The following is a 26,336-nucleotide window of genomic DNA, read 5'->3' as shown; positions in this document are numbered from 1 at the left end:
GCATCGGGGCATCCTGAAGGCGGTGAGCGAGTTGGCTCACCGCCTTTCTCGTCTCCTTCATGTGTGACGGGGGATGAAAAGAGTGCAGAAAGGAAGTAAGAAGTCTGATGAAGGAATATGTTCAAAACAGCCGGCGAGGGCTGGCGCATACATGGTGGGTGGTTTTTGTCCTGTTGGTCCTCTTGACCGCATGCACCGTCGAGGAATCCGACGGGCTGGTCGAAAACGATGAAGCCGTAGAACCCATACCATCTAAGAGTGATGAAGCCATAGAACCCGCACCGTCCGAGAGTGATGAAGCCGTAGAGCCCGCACCGTCCAAGAATGATGAAGCAGTGGAACCTACTCCGTCCGAACAAGGCGACTGGCAGCTTCCTGGCTTAGTGGACAGGACCGGCGCGCCAATCGAGGTGCCGAAACCGGGTCCGGCCACGGGCAGGACCCTGGATGTTACGGACTTTGGGGCAAATCCGAATCCGGACTCAGACGACGACGCAGCAGCTATCCGAGCTGCTCTGGACGCGGCTGAACCGGGTGACGAAGTCCGGCTGCCAGCCGGTACGTATGACCTGCGTTCCACTGACCCGGACGACGAGTCGGCGAACATCGTGCTGCACAGCGGCGTGGACCTGCGCGGTGAAGGCCAGGAGAATACCGTACTGCTGACCTCCCTTGACGGAGAGGATGACAGCCGGGTGATCCGCGGCTCCGGCATTCACGACGTCATCGTCGCTAACTTCACCATCACCTCCCGTCATGAGGGTCCACTTGGCGACGACCCCGACGACGGCGACGCAAGTGGCGGCCCGATGTACGGGATCTACCTTGGAGCTCACGAAGGGCAGGCCAGCTCTCAGGTCCTAGTGGAGAACCTGGGCATCCGCAGGTTCGAGCGCCACGGCATTTCAGTCAAGGCAAGCCGTGAAGTGACCCTCTCTGGAAACTACATTAGTGAGGCCACAGCCGTTGGTCCTGGAGGACAGGGCTACGGCATTGCTATTGAGGGCTCAGCGGACCAGCATGATCCAAATGCTGCCAACGATTCCAGGCACAACGTCGTCATCGGCAATACCTTCGATGGCAGGCATCTGCGGCACGCCATTTTGCTGCAGTTCCCCACGCACAACAATCTCGTTGCGGAGAATACCATCGTCGGAAGCCATCTCGACGCTATCGACCTGCACGGCGAGGGTGAATACCTGAACGAGGTCCGGGATAACACGGTCATCGGCGGTCAGCGGGCAGGCATTGCACTGGGCAATTCCGGCGGGTCCAAGAACAAGCACGACGCCTCAGGACCTGGAAACTGGGTCCACTCCAACGACCTAATTGGAAACGGTCAGGGAATCCTCGTCATCCTGGGTACTCCTGACACCCTCATCGAGGACAATAGGATTACAGCCGGGGAGGATTCGAAGACCGGCATCGAGGTCCGCAATGGGCCGGGCACGGAGTTGCACGGTAACCACATAACTGGAGGGACTGACGGGTTCTGGGCTATCCGTCTTAAAGAGGATAGCGGTACTGATGGACGGGGCACAGGAATTCCCTCTGGCGTCAGAATCGAGTCCAACGTTATTCGACAGGCTACCAATGGCATCAGAATTGATGCAGGAAAGGACCTTAACTTGGTGGGAAATGTCGTCGACGGCGTCGACGGAGCTAAGCTAAGGGTTGCCGACGGAATCAGCGATGTGAAAGTTGTTGAGTAACTAGTAAATCTTATTCTAATTTCTATAATTAACCCAGCCTTCATCAAAAAGAGGGCTGGGTTCTTTCTAATAAGTTCACTCATTTTCGAACATAAACCATATTTAATAAATTCACTTACCACTTATTCAATATTTATAAAAAAAGAAAGCACCTAATTGAAATCAAATTATTATTTCTTTAGTCGTTTACTGGCAGAATTACGTTCTATAGTAATAGGGATATGGTTCAATGCCTTTCCTAAGCCATAGTGAGGCATATTTACAGAAATAGATTCATAATGACCCTTACTTACTTGAAACGTTTCATGGTAAATTCCAACCGCATCATTGTTACGTGTTTTTTGATTGAAATTTTTCCAAGCTTTAAGATGCTTTTCACTTTTAGCATAAGCAAGCAAATCTTCAATTGAACGCCAATATTGGATCATGGCAGTGGTTCTGAATCCGAAGTAACTTTCCATTGATAAAAACCCTAGTTCCTCTTTGTTCATATAAAGTTCTTTAATCATTCCAGGCATTGCATTAAAAACTGGTAACCACTTATGAATCGCAATTCGCTTGTTCACTCTCATCCCAATTATGAAAATGATAATATCCTCCGAATTATCAACTGTGTAACGCCCATTAAAAATTTGGTTGGCCATCATTAATCCTCCTCAGCGGAAAGTTTATCAAGAGTATAATCGCACCATTCGATCGCAGCCTTTGTTATTCTTTTTCCATAATCTAATGTAAACAACCAATAAATTGAATCATCATTGTCATCATTGTGATTGATAATAGCCTGTTCAATCGATACATAGGTATGATAACGTCCTTCAAGATTTTGCTTGTAATCCTGTAGGAGCAAGATCTTACTTTCTTTCGCCTGAAAGCGACCAAAAAATAATTTAAGTAAAATTTCGTTTCGCTCAATTGGTAAATGTTCAACTGGCTGCTTCAACCAATTTTTAAGTATTTCCATTCCTTTTGATGTAAGAAAGTACTCATTTTTATCTGGTTTTCCTGGACTAGATGACGCACGAACTTCCGCTAATTCCTCTTGTACAATTAGTTTGAGAGTTGGATATATTTGTCCATAACTGATTTTCCAAAAATGATTTAAGCTTCGATCAATAAACTGCTTAATGGCATATCCAGATTTACACTCAGTAGTTAAGATACCTAATATTGCATAAGTTGTATCGTTATATTTTTTCAGTTTGCTCACACCTATCTAAAGGATATATATCATTTAGATATAAATTATCAGATATTAGCGAGAAAGGCAAGTGTATTTTCTGAAAAATGGAAATAAAATAACTTTAGAGGAAAAGTCAACCCCGCAATTTAGATAAGCTGCGGGGGAACCTTACCATAAGTAAATAAGAATTTTAAGCCAATAAAAATAACCATCCAGGATTCATGTGTAATCTGATGGGATAAAGTATGATATCATCTCTAAGTATGATATCATCTCAAAAAACAACCCACTCATAAAAAAATTGAGTCTAATATTAAAGAAACTCATTAAATTTCATGAGGAAACCGACGATTAAAGAATTAGAAGCATACGCTATTGACTGGAAAGGCTGGCAGACATATGCCACTTTTTTATCTATGGAGGTCTTTATATGACAACAACAAGTAAATTAGATTATCAATCGCCAGTAGGTATAATAGAAATAATCGGCAATCAAGAGGCAATCCACTCAATTTTATTCTCTGAAAAGGATAAACTGGAGAATTTTCTACATGCTGACACTCCTCAGGTATTAGAGGAATGCTATAACCAGCTTGAGGAATATTTCCATGGCAAGCGCCGTGACTTTTCTTTCTCATATGAAGTTGAAGGGACGGACTTTCAAAAAAACGTATGGAAAGCCTTAACGGATATTCCTTATGCAGAAACAGGGTCCTACAAGGATATTGCCGTTTCCATTGGGAATGAAAAAGCGATTAGAGCGGTAGGAAGTGCAAATGGGAAAAATAAGTTAAGCATTATTATTCCCTGTCACAGGATAATTGGTTCTAATGGGAAATTAACTGGTTATGCAGGCGGTCTGTGGAGAAAAGAATGGCTGCTTGAACATGAGAAAACGTATGAAAAGGAATTGTTTAATAATAGCACCTCTCTTATTTGATGAAGTGGTGCTGTTTTTTATTTTACATTATGAGTAAACAACAGCTATTTTACTAAAAATATAAAAAAGAAAGGTGGCAGCAATTTATGCACGAAATTAATAAAATAGGGAAGCATTTTTGGTACAGCACTGCAATATCGTTGACAGACCGGCCTATTCTCGGAATGGTGGTTGGAAATAACAAAACATTAATGATCGATGCAGGAAACTCGGAAGATCATGCGAAATATTTTCTAAACGAACTTTTAAAAAGAGAGGTCCCAAATCCTGATATGGTTGTTCTTACTCATTGGCATTGGGATCATATCTTTGGACTTGCAGCATTGCCTAATACAGTTTCGATTGCTTCCAGCGAAACAAAGAAATCAATGGAAAAGCTGATCCCTTTTTCATGGTCAGACGATGCATTGGATGAGCGAGTGAAGGAAGGAATAGAAATTGAATTTTGTGCGAATGCAATTAAAGAGGAATTCAAAGACCACCGCGATATTACGATTGTCTTGCCAGATTTAACTTTTGAGAAACGGGTGGAATTAGACCTTGGCGGGGTAACCTGTATCGTACAGTACGTTGGAGGGGATCACGCGGCAGACTCAGTAATCGTGTATATTAAAGAAGATAAGATTCTCTTCCTTGCTGACTGTATTTATCCAAATATGTATGCCGAAAAAGAAAACTATACAATTAAGGAAACACTGCGGTTATTAGATGAATTAGAATCATTTGATGCAGATACATATATACCTTCGCATCAAAAGCCGATATCCAAAGATGAATTTAATCAGGAAGCAGACAAGCTTAGAGCCATTGCGAAATATACAGATAGTTGCGGTGGAGATAAACAGAAAATAATCGAGGAATACGGGAAATACGTAAACAGAGAACTTACAGAAGACGAAAGGGTAATAATCACCGACTTTGTAAATGGTTATTAAATCGTGTTTAGCGGGAGATTATTATTCGATGAGGAAAATTAGCAAGAGGCAGTGGTTCGCCCCACTGCCTTTTTTAAGTAGTTATGATAATATAATTTTTGCTTTAGCGCGTCTTATAAAACGAGACTAACGATGATACCTGAAAGGATGCTTACAAGTGTAGCACCGTATAATAGCTTCAATCCAAAACTTGCGACGACATTCCCTTGCTCTGCGTTCAGACCTTTAACAGCCCCGGTAATAATGCCAATCGATGAGAAGTTGGCGAACGATACAAGGAACACAGAAAGAATCCCAAGTGTACGGGAACTGAATTCTTGGCTGCCACCGGATAAATCCAACATCGCGACAAATTCATTGGTCACTAGCTTAGTTGCCATAATCTCCCCGGCACTAACTGCCTCTGATAAAGGAATTCCCATTAACAGTGCAACTGGAGCAAATAGATAACCTAATAGATGCTGGAAGGAAATGCTGAATATTAGTTCAAACACGTGATTGATGGCTGCCATTAAAGCAATGAACCCAATCAGCATGGCACCAACGATAACTGCAACCTTAAAACCATCAAGGATATACTCCCCGAGCATTTCAAAAAACGATTGTTTTCTTTGATCCTTTATTTCTAACATATCTTCCTCTGGTTTTACCTCGTACGGATTAATAATCGAGGCTATGATAAAACCGCCAAATAAATTTAATACTAATGCTGTGACAACATATTCCGGTTCGAGCATTGTCATATAAGCAGCAACGATGGACATTGATACAGTCGACATTGCCGAAGCACAAAGCGTATACATACGCTGTTTCGAAAGCAGGCCGAGTTGTTTCTTTAACGTGATGAAAACCTCGGATTGTCCGACCATCAACGAAGCAACTGCATTATATGATTCAATGGTACCCATCCCATTCACTTTGCTTAACAGCCATCCAATTCCCTTCATAAGAAACGGCAGAATTCTCAGGTACTGGAGTATACCAATTAATACAGAAATAAATACGATTGGCAGCAATACAGTTAAGAAGAAGGGAGCCTCTCCTTCGTTCGCCAAGCCGCCAAATACAAAGTTTATTCCTTCGCTTGCATATTCGAGCAATTTATTAAAAAAGGCAGAAATTCCCTGAATGATGATGGAGCCATATTCCGTATTTAACAGTATTACTGAGAAAACGATTTGAATGACAATCATCGTAATAATTGGTTTATATTTTATTTCTTTTCGATTAGAACTTGCCAGCCAGGCCAAAAGCAAGACGACAAGAATACCTATAATCGCTATACCATATTTCATATGTAACCTCCTGATGAATTTAATTAATTTATGCACTTCTAGTATATTACCATTATTAGAGTTACGAGAATAGTACCTTCTTTTATTTATGATAGTAATGACTATTTTCCCCCAATTTTAAAAAAAGAACCGGACATCGATTATTCAAGTAAAAATATCATTGTGTAGCTTATCCTTAACTCCCCAAGCTATTAAAAATTAAATACGATGCCTATATTAGATTGTTCCGTGCTACAACAAAAAATGTTTCACCGTTTACGAATACTTTAGCTAAGCCGCGGAGATTTCAGAAAAAAATACTTGTTTGATATGGGGATACTTGATGAATCACAGCAAGAAGCTTTGCTAAGTACTGGTGACCTAGAGATGTTAATTAAAAGAATTGTTAATAGGCAAAAAAGATGATTATAGCCTAATTTCAGGATGGGTTAACGAGGAAATAAAAGGGGAAAAACAGCCGGTTGAATAGGCGATGATTTTATTGTGATTTATGACATGTGTCATATGTTTTTTCATACACGTGTGAATATAACCTCATTCTTTCTTCAGTTATTATTAATATGCAAATATTCTTGAAAAGGAAAGAGTGAGGATAATAAACCTTCTTTTCATTTAAACAGTTAATGTAGCTAACTTTTGCAGGACGTGCTTGCCCTCGTAAGTTTTCTCAAAACTATTAAAAAGGGCTCACGACCATTCGTGAACCCTTTCCTAGAATCTATAGTTATTTATTCAACCATTCATTGACTAAGTCTTGGTTTTCTTCTACCCATTTTTCTGCTCCGACAATAGCTTCGTCTCCATTTTCCTCAGCCTGGGTTACATAACTCATCAATGATCCAATAGCTTCATCATCCATTTTCCAATTTTTTACCCATTTACTTACCTCTGGATAATCCTCGGCAAAGCCTTGACGAGTAGCATGGTGGATCAATTCTTCTTCACCATATACTTTCTTAGGATCTTCTAAGTATTTCAGATCCATTTCGGAAAAGACACGATGTGGATTCCACAATGGGACAACAATTGGTTCCTTCGCTTTCATAGCATTTTCTAACTCTGTGATCATTGCTGGTTCGGAGCTTGAAACTAACTCATAATCTAGTCCATATTCTTCAATGACATCCTGTGTAACAATCATGGTTCCAGCACCAGGATCGAACCCTGTGATTTCTCCACCAAATGCTTCCTTATACTCATTTAAATCCTCTATAGAGTTAAGGTCTTCCATATAGGTTGGAACGACTAATCCAACTTTTGCATTATCATACCAAGTTTCTTCCGAGAAATTTACCTCATCTTTGTATTGTTCTAGGTATTTAGCATCCTGAACAGGTAACCATACTTCCAAAGTAATATCCAATTCATCGTTTGCCAGAGCTGCCATTTGTGTTCCTATGTCTAGCAAATTAAATTCCACGTTATAGCCTTCATTTTCTAAAATAACCTTCCACATGTTCGTCACAGCGATATTCTCTGCCCAGCTGATTTGTCCCATTTGGATGGTTGGTTTTTCTTCCGACTTCTCTCCTTTTTCCTCACTTGATGCTCCTTCTGGACTCCCACATGCACTTAGAAGCATGATAACCAAGATAGACGTAATCAAGAAAATTCCCTTTTTATTAAAAATCATGTTGTTAGCAACTCTCCTTTAGTTTTTTATCATTTAGTTTTTATCTTTTAGTTCATCCTTTGGTAAAAAGGTATAAATCTCCTCAGACCTAATACTATGTATCAGCTTTTCCAGCCAGCGATAGTATACTTTTGATTTATTCAGTAAATCGTAATGTTCCTTTGCTTCATTACGAATTTCATCTGCTAGGCTAACATCCTCGTAAATCTCTTGTAAAATTTTCTCAGAGTCATGAATAGCTTCCATATTCATTTTTACTTCTCTTTCCCACATCTGACAAAAGTAAGCCATAAATGAATGAAAGAAATCCTTTTCCGCCGTGTACGTATGCTTCCTCGTTCCACGCTGAAATTTTTTCTTTACCATTTCAATTTGCTGTAATTTACGGACGTTCGTACTCATACTTGGTTTGCTCATACCCAGTTCATCACGCATTTCATCTAAATTCATTTGATCTTTAAAATACAAGGTGGCATAAATTCTACCTGCTGCCGGAGTTACTCCATAAAGATCCATCGTTTCTGATATCGCTTCGATAACTTGGTCTTTTGCATAGTCCAGCTTTTCCATTGCCCTCTCATTTTGTGGTTTATCCAATAAAAGGCCCTCCAATTACTGTTCGTTTAGTTAATTAAATTTTTTCTTAACAAACTTAATACTACTGAAATGAGATTTAATGTCAAATCAAAAATGCCAAAAAATAGACAAACTACTAGTAATTTTTATGTTTTTAAAAGAAGAAATCCTAGTTATTTCCTATATATAGGCTATTAAAGGTCTACTAATTAATAAAATTCCTCCTTTGACAAATGAAAATACTCTGGTGTATGATTAATTTTGTTCGATATTAAATTTTTTCTTAACGAATTTAACAAATTTAATGAATTTAACAAGGAGGGATTCGTTTGGATTCCAAACTAAACTACATAAACGGCGAATGGGCCAGTGCTCTCTCGAAAAAAACAAGAGAAATTATTAACCCATTTAACCAAGAAGTCATTGCTGTAGTTGCAGAAGGAAATGAAGAGGATGCAAAGCTAGCGATTCAAGCAGCTAGAGATGCCTTTGATAACGGAGAATGGTCCAGCACTTCTGCAACAGAGCGTGGACGTATCGTAGCAAAAATTGCTGAACTAATTGAAAGAGATAAGGAAGAATTAGCTAGAATGGAATCCCTTGATACGGGTAAAACCGTTGAAGAAAGCCGTGGGGACATGGATGATATTGCGGGTGTTTTCCGGTATTATGCAGAGCTTGCAGATAAAGATGGCGGAGAAATCATTGATTCACCTGTACCAAATTCCATTAGTAAGGTAATCAAAGAGCCTGTTGGGGTATGTGGACAAATCACACCATGGAATTATCCATTATTACAGGCATCTTGGAAATTGGCACCGGCTTTAGCTGCAGGAAACACACTGGTCATGAAGCCGAGTGAAATTACTCCACTTACAACCGTGAAAGTTTTCGAATTAATGGAAGAAGCTGGCGTTCCAAAAGGTGTAGCAAATCTTGTGCTTGGCGCTGGTAATACGGTTGGGGAAGAACTTTCATCGAATACAGATGTTGATTTGATTTCGTTTACTGGTGGAATTCAAACTGGAAAGCAAATCATGCAAAAGGCAAGTGCTAATGTAAAGAAATTGGCACTAGAGCTTGGTGGTAAGAATCCGAATATCGTATTTGCTGATGCTGATTTTGAAACAGCTGTTGACCAATCATTGAATGCGGTATTTTTCCATGCCGGACAAATTTGCTCAGCAGGAACTCGCTTAATTTTGGAGGAAAGCATTCATGACAAATTTGTTGATGCATTAGTTAAACGTGTGAAAAACATCAAATTAGGCAGTGGTTTTGAAGAGGACACACAAATGGGACCACTTATTTCTGAACAGCATTTACATAAAGTTGCTCAATATGTAGAAGACGGGAAAAAAGAAGGTGCAACGGTCGTAGTTGGTGGCAAGCGTCCTGATAATCCTGAATTACAAAACGGCTTCTTCTATGAACCTACTATTCTAACAAACTGTACAACTGACATGGATGTCGTACAGAATGAAGGATTCGGTCCAGTTATTACGGTAGAAAAATTCAATACAGAAGAAGAAGCTATCAAACTAGCAAATGACTCTGTTTATGGTCTTTCTGGTGGAGTTTGGACAAAAGACATCGCCAAAGCAGAGCGCTGTGTCGCAAAAATGCGCATGGGTACGGTTTGGATTAACGAATTCAACGTATACTTCCCGCATGCACCGTGGGGGGGCTTCAAGCAATCTGGTATTGGCCGTGAGCTAGGAAAATCTGGATTAGAAGAATATCAGGAAACCAAACATATTTTCCATAACTTAGATCCACAAGCATTAAATTGGTTTTAATGGATGGCCAAAAAGAACCGTCCCTATATCACAATTTAGGAGGAATTAGACATGAGCTTAAATATGAAAGTCGAACATATGCATAAATTTCATCAATTTGAATTACCAACTGCAATCAAACACGGAATCGGTGCGATTAAACATGTTGGGGAAGAAGTAAAAAATCTTGGCGTAACGAAAGCACTTTTAGTAACCGATCCTGGAATCTATAATGCTGGTGTGACAAAGTCAATTGAAGAATCACTAGCTACAGCAGGTATTGAGGTTGTTCTTTTCAATAAAGTAGAACCAAACCCACCTGTACGCTTAATTGCAGAAGGTTCTGCATTATATGAAGCAGAAGGTTGTAATGGTCTTGTAGCTGTTGGTGGAGGAAGCTCTATGGATACAGCAAAAGGTATCGGTGTAGAAGCAACACATGAAGGTACCGTATCAGATTATGAAGCAGCAGAAGGGAAAAAACCATTAGAAAACCGTATCCCACCACTAACAACTATCCCAACAACAGCAGGAACTGGTTCAGAGGTTACACAATGGGCAGTTATTACTGATGAAGAACGTGAATTCAAATTCAATACAGGTGGACCATTAATTGCGGCACACCTAACCATTATTGATCCAAAATTGCATGTTACGATGCCTCCACATGTTACAGCAATGACTGGTATTGATGCATTAGCACACGCAATTGAGTGCTACACCATGCACTATGCACAACCAGTAACAGATGCGGTCGCACTTCTAGCAATGGAATACGTTGGAAAATATATCCGTCGTGCATTTGCTGATGGAGGGGACATCGAAGCACGTTACGGAATGGCTCAAGCTGCGATGCTCGCAGGACTTTCTTATGGTAGTGAATCAGCAGGTGCTGCACACGCGATGTCTCAAACATTAGGTGGAATTATCCCAGTTGCACATGGTCAATGTGTGGCAGCAATGATGGGACCAGTTATGGAATACAACTGGAAAGGACATCCTGATAAATTCGCACGCATCGCTCAAGCACTAGGTGTCAATACATTTAATATGACTACAGAGGAAGCAGCAAAAGCAGCGGTTAACGAAGTATATAAATTAGTAGAAGAATTAGAAGTTCCAACACTCGAAGAACAAGGCGTATCACCAGACATGATTGACCGCCTATCTAAAGAAGCAATGAAAGATCCACAAACAGTAGGTAACCCAAGAGACCTAACGGAAAAAGATTACCAATGGATCTACAAACGCTGCTTCGATTTAACACCTAAAACAGTATAAAACTAATGAAATCACCGTAAGGCTTGGTTAACCCTTAGTTTCTAAAATAGAAGAAGAGTACCCCCAAAATTTGGCGGTTAATACCTAATTGGGGGTTCTTTCATGTCTATAATTTATATTTACTTACCTTTCTTTCCTTTCAACTCAATTCCAATAGCAGCACCGTTTCTGCTATCATCTGCAACTCCCTTAAACGTTTCAGCTTCATGATCAATTAAAATACTTTGTACATTTCCAATGGTTGTAGGGCTAGCTCCAAATGAATGCCCCATGGTATTTAGCTGATCTAGGATGCTTCTTGGAATATCTGTTTCATAGCGATAGGAACTAAGGTTGTTCGAATAGATGCGTGGTTCTGCAATGGCATCCTCTAGACTCAGATCGTATGCAAGTGTATGAACAATTGTCTGCAGTACGGTTGTAATAATCGTTGGTCCACCAGGTGACCCAACCGTTAATACGGGCTCACCGTCCTCGAAGACAATTGTTGGTGTCATACTGCTTAATGGACGTTTATTTGGCTGTACTTCATTTGCACCACCTGGGATTGCATCAAAATCGGTTAATTCGTTATTCAACATAAATCCATACCCAGGTACCATGATTCCGGTTCCAAAAACTTGTTCAATTGTCGTTGTATAAGATACGACATTTCCATACTTGTCCGCCACTGTAAAATGTGTTGTTTCACCGTATTGGCTGGTCTCTGGCTGTTCGGTGGATTGATAGTTAGGTTTGCCTTCTTCGTATCGCCACGGATCGCCTGCTACCGGATTTAGATTGACCGAGTTTAGGTCGACTAAAGCTTGTCGTTCTTTAAGGTAGTCTGGATGAAGCAGCCCCTGAACTGGAACATCGACAAATTCTGGATCACCGGCATAGGCAGCACGATCTGCATAGGCAAGGTGCATCGTTTCAGCTAGCAGGTGATATTTCTCCAATGATCTAATGTCATATTGAGACAAATCTAATCCATCCAATATACCTAGCATTTGCAGCAGGAAGACACCACCAGAGCTAGGTGGAGGCATACTCGCAATATCATAGCCCTCAAATTCTCCCCATATCGGGTCATCGATTGTAATATCATAGTTTGCTAGGTCATCTGCTGTCATCGATCCACCAAAATCCTGTACCGTAGCTGCTAATGCTTCTGCAATTTCTCCATTATAGAAAACATCTGTACCTTGTGATCGGATTAATTTAAGTGTGTTGGCCAGGTCCTCCTGAACGAGAAGATCTCCTTCATGAATCGGCTCTCCATCAGGTAAGAAAACATCAGCTGCAGCACTTTTGGACAATTTCTCCTGATTATCTGCAACAGTTTCTGCTAAATAATCATTAACTGGAAACCCTTTTTGCGCAAGCTTGACTGCAGGTCCGATTAACTGCTGCATTGGGCGTGAACCCCACATTTCGTGAGCTTCTTCAAGTCCTTTAAGCGTTCCTGGAACACCGACAGCTGTACCATGCTGTACACGCTCATTAAAAGGAACCGGATTACCCTCTTCATCTAAAAACATATCTGGTGCAGCGCCAGCGGGGGCTCGTTCACGACTGTTAACGATGGTCGTTTCTTCCGTTTCACCGTCGTATACCATCATGAATCCACCTCCGCCAATCCCAGACATCATCGGCTCAACAACGGTCAATGCATATTGAACAGCGATTGCTGCATCTATCGCATTCCCACCTTTTCTAAGCACCTCTGCCCCTATTTGGGTAGCCAGTCCATGTGATGTGGAAACCATTCCACCATCTGCTGTTGCTACTAATTCAAATTTGTCATAATCCGTTTCTAATTGTTTTGCATAACTCATTGATGGAACTGTTCCTACGACGAAAAATATAATGATTAATATGGCAATTGGACGATTAAAAAATTTTCTCATCGACTTCCTCCTTTAGAATGGTATACATGAAAATTGATTAGTATCAAACATAACTCCTTTCTTACGCAACTGTATTGACTATACATTCGTTGTTCTAATTTGGTTATCCTTCTGTAATGCGAAAAACGGTAGAATTGGCATAGACTCTTATTATTAATAGAGGAATTAGTAATGGGGATAATGGATATAAGATTGGAGATAGGGAAATAGGGTCAGTCCTCCGCAGAATTATTAACAGAAGTTAAGCCTCTATTAAGTATTTTTAAGAAATACTAACCTCCATAGTCCTGGATATAATTTCCTATTAATCTTAACTAAAAATTTATCTCACTGTGATAATAAGTTAATATCTTAAGGTTAAGCTTGAATTAACTATACATAAGGAGATTGATAGAATGATACAGATGAAGAAAGTAATTCCAGCTTTGTTATTATCCTTTTCACTTTTAGGTACGACGGTTTCAGTTTCAGCTGCCCCGCCTGAGCATTCCAATTACAAGGAAAGGTATATTCCGGTTCAACTGCTGGGAATGAATGACTTTCATGGTCAGCTTGATGTATACGGGACAGTAGCAGGGAAGAAAGTTGGCGGTGCTGAATACTTAGCAGCCTATTTAAAAGAATATGAAGCGGATGCGAAGAGAAATAATACGGATACATTAAAGGTTCATGTTGGCGATGCGATTGGGGCAAGTGCACCGACTTCAGCTTTATTGCAGGATGAACCGACAATTGAATTATTTAATGAATTAGATATGGATGTAGCTACAGTTGGAAACCATGAATTCGATGAAGGCATTGAGGAAATGATGCGTTTAATTAACGGGGGTGAACACGAGGCTACCGGTTACTTCGAGGGAGCTAATTTCCCATTTACCGTAGCTAATGTGATGAATGAAGAAACTGGAGAACCTATTCTTCCGCCATATGTCATTAAAAAAGTAAACGGCATGCCGATTGGATTTATTGGCGTTGTAACAACGGAAACTCCTAATATTGTTGTACCTAGTGCTGTTGAAGGCATTGAATTTACAGATGAAGTGGAAGCTATTAATAAAACAGCCGCAGAATTAAAAGATAAGGGAGTTCAATCGATTGTTGTTTTAGCTCATAATCCGGTTTTATCTGATCAGGATGGTTCGAACCCATCTGGTGATGTGGTTGAATTTGCAAACGAAGTAGATGATGAAATTGACGTTATTTATGGTGCTCATAATCATAGTTATGCCAATACAATTGTCGATAATAAGTTAATCGTGCAATCTTACGCAAATGGAACTGCTTTTTCTGATGTCGATTTAATGATTGATCCAAAAACAAAAGACATTGTCCACAAAGAGGCTGAAATTGTGACTACATATCATGAAGGGATCGAACCTGATACAGAAGTGAAAGAAATGGTCGATTCCTATAAGGCAAAGGTAGCTCCTTTAGTGAATGAAGTCATTGGAGAAGCAACCGATCCTTTAACAAGAAAGCAGGACGACAGCGGTGAATCAGCGCTTGGTAATTTCACAGCCGACTCTCAGCGTGCAGTAATGGGTACGGATATTGCTTTCATGAATCCAGGTGGAATTCGTGCTGATCTCGATGCAGGCGATATTACGTGGGGAGAAGTATATACCACTTCACCATTTGGAAATAGTCTTGTTTCGATGGAACTGACAGGGGAACAAATTAAGAGCGTTTTAGAACAACAGTGGAGTGGAAGTTACCAGCGTATACTGCAAATATCCGGTCTACAATACACATGGGATCAGAACGCGCCGATTGGTGAGAGAATTGTGGAAATCACCGATGATGAGGGGAATCCTATAAATCCTGATCAAACATATACAGTTACAGCAAACAATTACTTAGCAACGGGCGGAGACGGATTCACGGTATTTAAAGAAGGCAAGAATCCGGTTAATGGTCCAGTTGACTATGAAGCGATGGTTGAATATATTAAGAGTTTCGAGGAACCTATTCAAGCACCTGCATTAGATAGAATTGATGTGCAATAATTCTATGTTAAATAAAAAATAGTTAAGTACAACAATGGGCGCTGACTTTATCAGCGCCTTTTTTAATGGTTAGGATTCCAAGTAAATTAATTGAGCGAGCAAAGAGTATAGAAATTTACTTATTATTTTCAATAGAAGCTATACTTCCTTGAAATATGTTGTATTATTAAATATTGGAAATATAAATTTCAAAAAAATACCAATTCGCAGAAGGAAACAGAAGCTGATATAAATAGAAAAAATACTGTATTCCATCGATACTTTTAGGAGGACCTCATGGGCTTTAAAGATGAATTTAAACGTGAAATGCGTAACGTAATGAAGGACGTAGAAAAAGAAGTAGATAGAACATGGGAGATTGATTATAAAGGCCATCGTATTGAAATCGTAAACAAGATAAAAGAAGAGCTGCTTATCATTGATGGAATAACGGTTGACAGGAATAAACGAAAATATCTACTTTCGCATCTTATGCCATATTCGAAATTATCGGGGACACTTGAGCTGCCAGACGGCAAAAAGCATAAGGTTTCCGTTAAAATTGGCGGTTATACACGTGTTAAATGTATTGTGAAGATCAATAATAAAACGGTTTTAGAGGAAGCACTGAAGCTGGAATTAATTCCGTGGGAGCATAAAGAAAAAATCGTTCCCTTTATAGAGAGGCAAATAGAAACACACAATAAAATAGTAGATGAGCGTTTACCAGATGAAGAATATTTATATGATGAAAATCATCCACGAATGGCTGCAGGTTTATCCGATAATTTTACAGATGACATACCCACACCATTTTATGTGAAAAAGCTGCTGAAGCTGTTTGAAGAACAAATCAATGATCCGACGACCAAAACAAGAAAGACCACATACGAAAAAATTATCTTTGATAATATCTCCAGCTACCGTGATGAATTCATTGAACGATTCCCACAAGCCGGGTTGGACGAGACCCTTGTGCAGCAAGAGGCATTATGGCTACTTGAGCATGCTGCACATCGAGAGGTTGTAAAATTCGCAATCACTGTACTAGGTTGTACGAACTGTGAAAAATATAAAGATTTACTATATACATTAGGCAAGCATGAAGAATTTACAGCCTATGTAATCTTTGCATTGAAAAATGGCACAACGGAAGCAAACAACGACATTTGGCGACTCGCGCAAGTACTTCATGGCTGGGGGAAAATTACGGCTGTTGAACAACTGGAAGCACCAACGCCAGAAATAAAGTATTGGTTACTGACAGAAGGCTGCAAGAATACAATTATGAATGAATATTTAGCTTATACATGTGCCGTAAATGGAGAGCTTGACGTAGCCCTTTACGAAGAAACGATTTCAAAAGAGCTGTATGATGGAGCAGGTCTAATCATCGAAGGGTTATTAAGTGAGCATGCTCCCGAAGGTATCGAAGAATATCCGTATGCAGGCGCAGTGCTTTCACGCTTTGTATACCATGCACGTACGCACTGTAAAACACTTGAAGATTTCTATCCTCTTATGAAAATAAGTGAATTTATAAATGACGAAGAAGAAATTTGGGAAGAGCGGTTTAACAACGACCAATGGAAAGAACATGAACACACTGCTATTCAGCAAGCAATTCAAGTCTTTGTAAATGACCCTAAATGGCCACAGCTTGCGATGGATGCACTGCAGCAAGATAGCAATATTAAGGCGCTTGAAATTGCTCAATTTTATCAGTTAGACATCACCCAGAATTTATTCGAATTGATGGAGAAATATCCGACAAACATTGCATTGTATTCTACGGTTATGGAGACAAATAATCGTCAGCATATTCAAGAGCTATGTACATTTGCGGAAACGCATTTATCGTTATCAAATCTTTCAGAGGATGAACAGGATTGTCTGCAATGTATTGTTCAGGATTTATATGTGCATGAAGGAGTGGGAGTTCCGTTGATTGAAGCTGCGCTTAAATCAGATATTGGGGGTTTACAGTATCATGCGCTGAGTGTACTGAGTGAGTGGTCTCCTTCGTTTTCGCAGCAGCATAACATGCAGGGAATTATTAGAGATGTTGCAGCTAGGACTAAGGATAAGGAAGATCGGCAATTGGCGAGACAGTTGTTGAAGAGGTAAGGAAAGACTTAATCTCTTTATCTAGTAACATATTTTTAAAAAGAACCATCTAATCGTTGATGAGACAAAGATTTAGGTGGTTTTTTTTGAGCACTTCAATACAATGTGTAATCTATCCAGTCTTAGGCTATCATCGCATATTGAAAAAATGCCTCTAAATGCAGCCTTTATAACCATTGAGATTATACATTTCTGAACTAGGAAATCCGTTACAGTACGATATTATAACGCCTTTAACAGTTAGTAAATAACATACATACATTAGCAGTATCGTTAGATGTTTACATGAAAGGGGAAGGTTGAGCTGAATGGATCTTTACTTAATTCACTTAGAAAAGGTGGATTTATATTCTATGCAAGGCATGGGGAAGCAAACGTTGGAAGTGATTTACCCTATTTAAACTTTCAAGACTGTCTAACCCAAAGAAATCTTTCTGATTATGGACGGAGGCAAGCTACTTACTATGGGGAAATAATTCGTTACTTACAAATACCGATTGAATACCCTGTTTCTGTAAGTCCTTTTTGCAGGACCATCGAAACAGCGCAGTTAGCATTTGGAAATGGCAATGTTCAAGTTAATCCATTTTGGGCTGAGATAGACAGGTTGAGTGGAGAAGTACCTAGTAATGATAAACAAGGTATTTTGAATCATCTTAAGTCTGTTTTAGAAAAAATCCCAGGAGAGGGAAGAAATAAGGTTATTGTTGCTCACGGTTTTCCAGAAGGAGTAGGCCTAGGTCAAATACCTTATATGGGGACAGTTATTGTAAAGCCTAAAGGGGAAGGAAATGGTTATGATATTGTTGGTCGGTTATCTTTAGCAGATTGGTCTACATTCGAGAGTTAGAAGAACGTTGTATGACCGGAAAGGCATAGTGAACTGTATCATAAGTATAGAATACAATAGGCGGAATGAGTTGTTGTTTTATGGGACTATCATTTTTACTTCAAACATTCTTTGCATTTAAGAAGAGCAAAGGGTAGGCTTGACCCAAATTAAGATTCGCTTTTATAGGTACAAGAATCCTGACCCTCCGCCTCCTGCTTAAAGATCCCACTTTAAAGCTAAACTATTTTCTTCTATTCAAAAGTTTGGTCTATAATAGTATTAATAATACTTAGAAGTATAAGGTGCTTTTATCAAAGGGAGGATACTATGAAGAAAGATATACATGTCGTTGGAGCGGTAATCATTAATAATGGTAAAATACTATGTGCCCAAAGAGGACCAGATAAATCGCTTCCATACAAATGGGAATTTCCTGGAGGGAAAATTGAATCAGGCGAGACACCCCAAGAAGCATTAAAAAGGGAAATAAATGAAGAAATGCATTGTAAAATAGAAATTGGTGAAAAGGTGGATCATACTGATTATGAATATGATTTTGGTATTGTCCATTTAACTACATATATATGTAAACTTATTGAGGGTGAACCTGTATTAACGGAGCATGCTGAAATAAAATGGTTAGCGCCAAATGAACTTGAGTTGTTGGATTGGGCGCCTGCAGACGTACCAGCTATTGAGAAGTTAGCAAACGAATATTCCTTATAATATATATCAAAGCTATTCATAATCATGAATAGCTTTTTGAATATTTTAAAATGAGTTTGCGGTTAAGTAGGTGAAGTAGTAAAATTATCCTATAAGGATAGTAATGAATGGTGGTTATTATGGAGAATTTTATACAGAATTTGAAGACATCTTTACATAAAGGATTCATTGATAAGAAGTATGATAAATCAAGCAGGTACACACCTAAGCTTTTAGTAAATAATCCTAGACAAAATGAAAACGTTCTAACCTCAATACTCGAAGAACTAGAGAGCTGTAACTCTTTTATCTTCTCTGTTGCTTTTATTACGGAAAGCGGACTCGCTACGCTTAAGGCCTATTTACTAGATCTTAAAAGGAAAGGAATAAATGGTCGTATCTTAACGTCTACTTTTCTAAATTTTAATCAGCCTAAAGTGTTTAAAGAATTAATGAAGATTACTAATATTGAAGTGAGATTGACGGATATAGAAGGATTTCATTCAAAGGGTTATATATTTGGCCATAAAGACTATTATTCTTTAATTGTTGGAAGTTCAAATTTAACTGCCCATGCATTAAAGGTAAATCATGAATGGAATATAAAACTTACTTCTCATGAAGATGGTGAGGTAATTCATCATTTTAATAATCAATTTGAAGAGGTTTGGAAGGATTCACAAGCGTTAACCCATGCGTGGATTTCTAAATACGAAAGTACATATACGCCTGTAGAATTTAAGACAGAAAAGGTCATCGAATTACCTGCACAATATAATGTTAATCCTCTCGAGGAAGCACTACAAATTAAGCCAAATAAAATGCAGCAAGCAGCACTAAAACAGATTCAAGCCGTTCGGGATGCTGGTCATGATAAAGGGTTGGTTATTTCAGCGACGGGAACAGGGAAAACGTATCTTTCAGCATTTGACGTAAGGAGATTTGCACCTAAGAAAATGCTATTTATTGTTCATCGTGAGCAAATACTTAATAAAGCAAAGTCAGACTTCCAACGAATAATGGGTGGTCAAACGAAAGATTTCGGAATCTTATCAGGATCTAACAAGCAAACGGATGCTAGGTATTTATTTGCTACAATACAAACGATTTCCAAACTAGAAACGCTAAATCAATTTGATCCAGAGGAATTTGATTATATTCTCATAGATGAAGTCCATAAAGCTGGTGCGAAATCATATCTTAGTGTAATCGAGTACTTCCAACCAAAATTTTTAATGGGAATGACTGCTACACCAGAACGAACAGATGATTTTAATATTTATGAGCTATTTGATTATCATATTGCTTATGAAATTCGTCTACAGGAAGCGCTGGAAGAAGATATGCTTTGTCCTTTTCATTATTTTGGTGTGACAGATTTGGAATATGACGGAGAGATTATTAATGATGCGACTATTTTGTCAAACCTAGTTACAGAAGAGCGTGTAAATCATATCATTGATAAGATTAATTACTATGGATTTTCGGGTGATAGAGTACGAGGATTGATGTTCTGTAGCAGAAAGGAAGAAGCGAGTAAGCTATCTTCTGCATTAAATGAAAAGGGATTCCGTACAGTTGCGTTGACTGGTGACAATTCTCAGGAAGAGAGAATACATCAAGTAGATAGACTGGAAAATGGAGCAATTGATTACATACTAACGGTTGATATTTTTAATGAAGGAATAGATATCCCAAGCATAAATCAAGTTGTTATGTTGAGACAGACGCAATCAAGTATCATTTTTATTCAACAACTAGGACGGGGACTCCGTAAGCATGATACAAAGGATTTTGTTACGATCATTGATTTTATTGGTAACTATAAAAACAACTATTTAATCCCTGTAGCACTATCAGGAGATAAGTCACAGAACAAAGATAATATCCGCAGACACACAACAGAAACTAGCTATATTAAAGGAGTTTCGACGGTAAATTTTGAAGAAATTGCTAAAAGGCAAATCTTTAAGTCTATCAATAATAGTAATCTAACAGCAGTGAAGATTTTAAAAGATGCATATGTTGAATTGAAAAATAGAATTGGTAAGGTTCCGTATTTTTATGACTTTGTAACGAATCATTCTATTGATCCAGTTGTTATTGCAGATAAATATAAGAACTACTATCAATTTTTGTTAAGAATGAAGGAAGAAATTCCAGTATTAAATGTGTACGAAAATAGTGTGCTAACAATGCTTTCAACCGAAATAATAGATGGAAAAAGAAAACATGAACTCATTTTACTGAGTTTGTTATTACAAAATGAAATAGTAAAATATGAGGATTATCTGGACGAATTAAGAAAATCAAATTGTCTGATAGATGATGCTACATTAGACTCTGTGCATCGCGTACTTGACTTAACATTTTTTACCCAAGCGGATCAGCGGAAATATGGAAGCGAGCCAATTGTAATCTGGCGTGAAGATGATAGGTACTGTGCGTTTAATAAAAAGATCCAGGATAGTCTAAATTCAAATACATACTTCAGGCATTTAGTGAATGATGTCTTACAAAGTGCAATGGAAAAGAGTAAAGCCTACCAACCGAATAAGCCACTTACACTTTACGAGAAGTATTCCAGAAAAGATGCTTGTAAGTTGTTGAACTGGCATAATGACGAAAGTTCAACGATGTACGGCTATAAGCCAAAACACCAAACCTGTCCTATATTTGTTACCTATCATAAAAATGATAAAGTAGAGGCAAGTGTAGACTATGGCGATGAGTTTATCAGTCCAGAGATTCTTAAATGGTATACGAGAAGTAACAGAACCTTGGAGTCAGGAGAAGTTCAAAAAATAATTAATGCCGAAGAAAACAACAGTGATATTCATATCTTTATGAAAAAGGATGACGACGAGGGTAGTGGCTTTTATTATTTAGGAGAAGCAATTCCTGATAAAGAGACTGTTCAACAAGATAAGATGAAGGATAAAAAAGGCAAGGAAATTCCAGTTGTACATATGAATATGGTGATGGAGCAGCCAATTGATAGTAAGCTGTATCATTATATTGTGAATGGAGTCGATAGTTAATAGGAAGATAATGGCGCTTAGGATAGATGGTTTCTTTGTTGAAAGTAATGGGAATTAATGCACCGGAATAACGAGTGGCGCATTTCATGATGCACGTGAATTTTCAACAGATATCGTAATCGGCAGAAATTACTATATCGGACGGTAGTAATAAAGACAGGCCAAATGAAAACTAAATTAGGAACAGAGAAAGTCCTGAATTATGGTCTGTCTCTGTTTTTATCTAAGTTCAAACAGACTTATTATCTTTATATATTCTGTTTTTTTTGTGTCTGTAATAAAATAAATTATCTGATATATATATGACCAGTCAAAACAGATACCATAAAAATGATACAATAGAACTAGCTATTAAATGCATTGAGGCATATATCCCGTCTTTTATAAATAAGACAATGCCAGAAACTGAGAATCTGATGTAAAGTTCTAGTAAGCAAAAATATAATTAGAAGAATCTATGAATCTAATAAAAAAGGGTGACAACTATGAATTTACAAATCCTTAAAAAGAATAAATGGAAATTTTCACCAATTCCAAATATAGAAGAGTCAAGCTTTAATAAGTCTTTAGAACGTTTTTACGATATGGGAGTAAATGGATTAGCAAGAGAAAATATACAAAATTCCCTTGATGGAAGTTTACTAGACTACGACGGTCCAGTGGTTTTGAAAATCAAAACAGGGAATATCAATAAGAATGAAATTCCTGGGATTGAGGAAGTAAAAGAACGAATTCTAAATTTAGAAGGTCGTAATAATTACACGAATGAAACTATTGACCATATGAAAAATAAGCTCGATCAGGACGAAGTTAGATATATATCTTTTGAAGATATAAACACTAGAGGATTAACAGGAGCGAGAAATGGCCAGAGTAGATCCAAAAAAGATACGTGGGGGATTTATGCGTACAATAAAGGGGTTCACTTTGAAGAGGATAATAACGAAGTGGAGGTTTCAAGGGGAGGATCCCATGGAATTGGTAAGATTGCTTCGAATGCTGCTTCTGATCTACACGTTATGTACTTTGCGAATTGCGATCAAAATGGGGAACAGCATTTAGGTGGAACCGTTCAATTAATTGAGCATCTGCATGAAGGGCATGCTTTTAGATCGACTGGTTATTTTACAGATATCGAAGTTTATGAAAATAATAGTTCGAAATTTTATCCATATGAGAATCACTTCCATGAAGTGTTTAAAAAAGATACAAGGGGATTAAAAATCATTATTCCATATTTTCGAAAGGAATATGATGATGAAAGAGCCATCATTAAAAGTATTTGTGACAGTTTTTTCATATCGATTTTAGAGAATAAATTAGAAGTGCATGTGAATGACAAAGTAGTTACGAAGGATACCATATTAAATTATGTGAAAGACCCAGATTACTATAATCAGGATATTGCAGAGACTAAGAAAGAATTTACCCCTTTATATCTGAATACATATCTGAGTGCTCCTTCTGAGGAAATCATTGTATCCAATGGGGAGGAAGACTTTCATTTTAATCTTTACTTTAGATATGATGAAAGAATTCCAAAAGGAAGAGTTGCAGTTGTACGAACGATTGGAATGAAGATAGAGGACTTTACGGTTAAGAGTAATGCTACGAAACCATTTAATGCAGTACTTATAGGTGGTCCTAAAGAAGATGCCTATTTAAAGTCACTGGAAAATGAATCGCATACGGAATTGACAAAAGACCATTTTAATGACGCAAGGTTAAAGAGGCTTGCTACAAGGTTTATAAATAATCTATCAAAAACAATTGCTAAAGTAATAGAGGAAGCAATCAAGAAAAACAACAAAACAGATGGTTTAATGGACACGAAAGACATTCTGTATGTTGTAGAAACGCAATTTAAAAAAGACCTAGAGAAAACAATGGGCACAGTCAAGATTAATAAGGGTAAGACACTAGTTAAATCTTCCGGGAAACAGTCGAAAAAGGAAAAGCGTGGTAAAAGAGAAGATAAGGGACAAAGAGTCGATAATAAAAAAGACCTTCAAAAGCGAAAACGTGATCCTTTAAAATGGCAAAAGACTAATGATGAAATTGATAATAAAAAAGACGAAGGAAAAGAGAGGTATAGTGCGCACCCGGAAATGGTAGAAAGAATCATATTGAATGATAAAGAGATGATTAAATTTGATTTTACAAAAAGCGACCAGCTGGGTGGAGCTAAAGTATGTGATATTTCTTTATCGATCATTGATGGCATGGGTACAGAGTATAAAGATGAATTTAAGATCCGGGACAACTATCAGGATATTATCGATATGAATGCTGGTAAATCTTGCAGTTATAAAAAGAATTTCATTAAAAATGTTCAAATTAAAGACGGAGTTGCTCAGCTTAAGTTACAGCTAAAAAATACGTTCAATCGGTCATTGAAGTTCGTTTACTATGTGGAGGTGTAATAGATGATTTATAGAAAAGATGCCAACTTTCCATATCCTGTCTTATCCAACACATCTCACAGTTATGCAGTGAATTTCTTTGATTTAGATGTGAATGTTAGTGAAAACGCAGATGATTATCATTTTGACTTTAGTTATGAAATTGATTCTGAGTTTATGATAGAGAAATTAGATAGAAGGAAGGCCCAATTGATCCTGATCATCCAATCAAAGGATAATAAGTTTTATAAGCTGGAGCCAGGGCAAAGAACTGTAAAGATCCATAAATCCCGTATCTCTCTTAATAAACGTACTTCCATTCAATTGCATATACAAGCTATGGAAGATATTAATTTCGCCGACAATAATGATTTAAGCGAGTTCTATATCCAATTTAGAGAAGAATTGAAAGTTCCTAAGTTTTCTTTATTAGGATATTCAAATGTAATTATATTTGATGGTAGTATTACAAAACCTTTTGAGCTATTTGAAAAAAAGGTAGATGAGAATTTGAAATCTGATATAAAGGTTGAACTGGGACAGGAAACGATTATTATTCATTATAAAAGCCCGGAATTTCAATTTAATCATCTTCCCAAAAGTAATGTATTAAATAACCCTTATATTTATGCAGGTTTATCTAAAGCACTTCAAGCCTTTATCATAAATAATAGTAAGGATGGGGACGTTGATTTAGAAAGTATGGATGAACCTGATGGGTCCTTGGATTTGAAGTTGTATAATCTGATGAAGACGAAAAAGGTTACTGAATTGAATATGGATAATATTGATGAAGTCATTTATATGATCTCTGACCGTATTATTGAAAGATATACTGCTGCTTTAGGGGGGTTAGTTACTGATGGAAGTTAGACTGTTAGAAAAGGGATACAAGACTAATGAAGCATTTTATCAAGATTTTCTAGAGGACAAAATAAACACGAAAGATGAATATTTTTCAAATGAAGTAGTCTATATCAAAGAAGCCCCTGACTTTCCAATTTACATGGGAAAGGGAGATGAAGAAGAAAAAAGGCAGAATTTCCTTAAAGCCTTTCATGTAATCTCTCAATCTTATTTAAAAACAGAAAGAGATCTACTACTTGATGAGACATTTTGGCATTCCTTACTTGTGGCACATAAGCGAGAGTTTATCTTAAATCATTATCCTGAGGTCAAAGAAGGAAGAAGTAAGTTCTATAATATTGTCCTAAAAAAGTTCGATTGGGAGAACTATATTTATAAAAGCATATTAGGAGCTCAATATATCAATGACAATACTAACAATGAAGATGAGCGTGAAAGGTATTATGAATTAATTATTGAGAATTTAGATCTTTATAATTACATCATTAAGTATGAGATATTCCGAAACGATAAGTTTTTAATTAATATATTGGATATTATCGATTACTTGAAGCTATCAAAAGTGCTAAAAGCAAAAATCAAAGGGCGTGAAGATCTCGGGGATGACGAACGTTATGGAAGACGAGTAATTTTCGAGTTTAACAAAAGTTATCCGGTGGTTATGGCCCCTATGCTGGAGAAAGAGGAGCTTAAAAAGCTATTTATCACGTATCTAAGTTATTACTACGATATATCTCAGGTGATTTCAGAAGAAGATTTCGGAGATGAAAATACTAGAGAAATAGAAGAGGATGATGACTTCAATCGTGTTAATTCTGATTTTTTTGTTAAAAATATGGACTCTGATAAACTGAGAAAAGAAGAATCAGGGGAGCTAGAAGGGCAATCATCTATCCTGGTTAAGAAAATCAATGACGAGAAAGAGGAAATAGACTCTGAGAGTAAAGATGAGCTTCTTACTTACTTGGGGAAACATGAACTGGAATATATTGATCATCGTGGTAAAGGTGGCTCTCTTTGGGTAATAGGTGGTAAAAGCATCGAAGCATATCTAAAACCTTTAGAGGATGAAGGAATCCACTTTCGATACAAGCCAGTTGGTGGTAGAGCTTCGAAACATAGGTCTGCTTGGTATTGGCATGGTTAGAGGAG

General features: G+C 38.0%; 19 protein-coding genes. 13 read left to right on the top strand and 6 right to left on the bottom strand.

Going from position 1 to position 26,336, the window contains the following annotated elements; genetic code table 11:
• Window positions 1-107: 107 nt before the first annotated feature.
• Window positions 108-1,712 carry a right-handed parallel beta-helix repeat-containing protein gene (locus tag CUC15_RS19585; RefSeq protein WP_114918267.1) on the top strand — a complete coding sequence of 535 codons (1,605 nt, stop codon included), beginning with the start codon at window positions 108-110 and terminating at the stop codon, window positions 1,710-1,712.
• Window positions 1,713-1,882: 170 nt separating this feature from the next.
• Here the strand turns inward: CUC15_RS19585 and CUC15_RS19580 are convergent, their stop codons facing one another.
• Window positions 1,883-2,356 carry a DUF4188 domain-containing protein gene (locus CUC15_RS19580; protein WP_114918266.1) on the bottom strand — a complete coding sequence of 158 codons (474 nt, stop codon included), beginning with the start codon at window positions 2,354-2,356 and terminating at the stop codon, window positions 1,883-1,885.
• A gap of 2 nt (window positions 2,357-2,358) precedes the next feature.
• Window positions 2,359-2,913 (bottom strand): PadR family transcriptional regulator, encoded by a 555-nt coding sequence (locus tag CUC15_RS19575; protein ID WP_114918522.1) that lies wholly within the window; start codon window positions 2,911-2,913, stop codon window positions 2,359-2,361.
• Window positions 2,914-3,325: 412 nt separating this feature from the next.
• Here CUC15_RS19575 and CUC15_RS19565 point away from each other — a divergent pair, with 412 nt between their 5' ends.
• Both CUC15_RS19565 and CUC15_RS19560 read left to right on the top strand, forming a co-directional pair.
• Window positions 3,326-3,835, top strand: coding sequence for a methylated-DNA--[protein]-cysteine S-methyltransferase (locus CUC15_RS19565; RefSeq protein WP_114918265.1), 510 nt, complete (start codon window positions 3,326-3,328; stop codon window positions 3,833-3,835).
• Window positions 3,836-3,921: 86 nt separating this feature from the next.
• Window positions 3,922-4,770 (top strand): MBL fold metallo-hydrolase, encoded by an 849-nt coding sequence (locus CUC15_RS19560; RefSeq protein ID WP_114918264.1) that lies wholly within the window; start codon window positions 3,922-3,924, stop codon window positions 4,768-4,770.
• Between the two features lie 113 nt (window positions 4,771-4,883).
• Here the strand turns inward: CUC15_RS19560 and CUC15_RS19555 are convergent, their stop codons facing one another.
• The 3 genes from CUC15_RS19555 to cudC form a co-directional block, all read right to left on the bottom strand.
• Window positions 4,884-6,065: a NupC/NupG family nucleoside CNT transporter gene (locus CUC15_RS19555; protein WP_114918263.1), complete on the bottom strand. Its 1,182-nt coding sequence runs from the start codon at window positions 6,063-6,065 to the stop codon at window positions 4,884-4,886.
• A gap of 724 nt (window positions 6,066-6,789) precedes the next feature.
• Window positions 6,790-7,698, bottom strand: coding sequence for a glycine betaine ABC transporter substrate-binding protein (locus tag CUC15_RS19550; protein WP_114918262.1), 909 nt, complete (start codon window positions 7,696-7,698; stop codon window positions 6,790-6,792).
• A 33-nt stretch (window positions 7,699-7,731) separates the two neighbouring features.
• Window positions 7,732-8,268 carry a choline uptake/conversion transcriptional regulator CudC gene (gene cudC / locus CUC15_RS19545; protein ID WP_114918521.1) on the bottom strand — a complete coding sequence of 179 codons (537 nt, stop codon included), beginning with the start codon at window positions 8,266-8,268 and terminating at the stop codon, window positions 7,732-7,734.
• 335 nt (window positions 8,269-8,603) lie between these two features.
• On the opposite strand from cudC, the gene betB reads away from it, so the two are divergent.
• Together betB and CUC15_RS19535 are read left to right on the top strand one after the other, a co-directional pair.
• Window positions 8,604-10,073: a betaine-aldehyde dehydrogenase gene (gene betB, locus CUC15_RS19540; RefSeq protein ID WP_114918261.1), complete on the top strand. Its 1,470-nt coding sequence runs from the start codon at window positions 8,604-8,606 to the stop codon at window positions 10,071-10,073.
• A 51-nt stretch (window positions 10,074-10,124) separates the two neighbouring features.
• Window positions 10,125-11,333: a choline dehydrogenase gene (locus tag CUC15_RS19535; RefSeq protein ID WP_114918260.1), complete on the top strand. Its 1,209-nt coding sequence runs from the start codon at window positions 10,125-10,127 to the stop codon at window positions 11,331-11,333.
• 119 nt (window positions 11,334-11,452) lie between these two features.
• Here CUC15_RS19535 and ggt read toward each other — a convergent pair whose 3' ends face one another.
• Window positions 11,453-13,225: a gamma-glutamyltransferase gene (ggt, locus tag CUC15_RS19530; RefSeq protein ID WP_114918259.1), complete on the bottom strand. Its 1,773-nt coding sequence runs from the start codon at window positions 13,223-13,225 to the stop codon at window positions 11,453-11,455.
• A gap of 404 nt (window positions 13,226-13,629) precedes the next feature.
• Here ggt and CUC15_RS19525 point away from each other — a divergent pair, with 404 nt between their 5' ends.
• The 8 genes from CUC15_RS19525 to CUC15_RS20315 all read left to right on the top strand — a co-directional run bounded on the left by CUC15_RS19525 (window position 13,630) and on the right by CUC15_RS20315 (window position 26,331).
• Window positions 13,630-15,231, top strand: coding sequence for a bifunctional metallophosphatase/5'-nucleotidase (locus tag CUC15_RS19525; RefSeq protein WP_114918520.1), 1,602 nt, complete (start codon window positions 13,630-13,632; stop codon window positions 15,229-15,231).
• 276 nt (window positions 15,232-15,507) lie between these two features.
• Window positions 15,508-17,337 (top strand): hypothetical protein, encoded by a 1,830-nt coding sequence (locus CUC15_RS19520; RefSeq protein WP_114918258.1) that lies wholly within the window; start codon window positions 15,508-15,510, stop codon window positions 17,335-17,337.
• Between the two features lie 607 nt (window positions 17,338-17,944).
• A complete protein-coding gene (locus CUC15_RS20750; protein ID WP_341457173.1) occupies window positions 17,945-18,187 on the top strand; it encodes a histidine phosphatase family protein in 243 nt (80 codons plus the stop codon).
• A gap of 309 nt (window positions 18,188-18,496) precedes the next feature.
• Window positions 18,497-18,895 (top strand): (deoxy)nucleoside triphosphate pyrophosphohydrolase, encoded by a 399-nt coding sequence (locus CUC15_RS19510; protein WP_114918256.1) that lies wholly within the window; start codon window positions 18,497-18,499, stop codon window positions 18,893-18,895.
• Between the two features lie 119 nt (window positions 18,896-19,014).
• A complete protein-coding gene (locus CUC15_RS19505) occupies window positions 19,015-21,915 on the top strand; it encodes a DEAD/DEAH box helicase (protein ID WP_114918255.1) in 2,901 nt (966 codons plus the stop codon).
• Between the two features lie 485 nt (window positions 21,916-22,400).
• The gene (locus CUC15_RS19500; RefSeq protein WP_114918254.1) at window positions 22,401-24,338 is read left to right on the top strand and encodes a hypothetical protein; all 1,938 of its coding nucleotides are present in this window, start codon (window positions 22,401-22,403) and stop codon (window positions 24,336-24,338) included.
• A gap of 3 nt (window positions 24,339-24,341) precedes the next feature.
• Window positions 24,342-25,190: a hypothetical protein gene (locus CUC15_RS19495; protein ID WP_114918253.1), complete on the top strand. Its 849-nt coding sequence runs from the start codon at window positions 24,342-24,344 to the stop codon at window positions 25,188-25,190.
• Entirely contained in the window at window positions 25,180-26,331 is a 1,152-nt protein-coding gene (locus CUC15_RS20315) for a hypothetical protein (RefSeq protein WP_205317636.1), read from the top strand. Before CUC15_RS19495 ends, CUC15_RS20315 begins: the two co-directional genes overlap by 11 nt.
• Window positions 26,332-26,336: the final 5 nt, after the last annotated feature.

It is taken from the genome of Oceanobacillus zhaokaii (assembly GCF_003352005.1).
GTDB classification, from domain to species: Bacteria; Bacillota; Bacilli; order Bacillales; family Amphibacillaceae; genus Oceanobacillus; species Oceanobacillus zhaokaii.
This window is presented reverse-complemented; position numbering and strand designations above follow the sequence as displayed.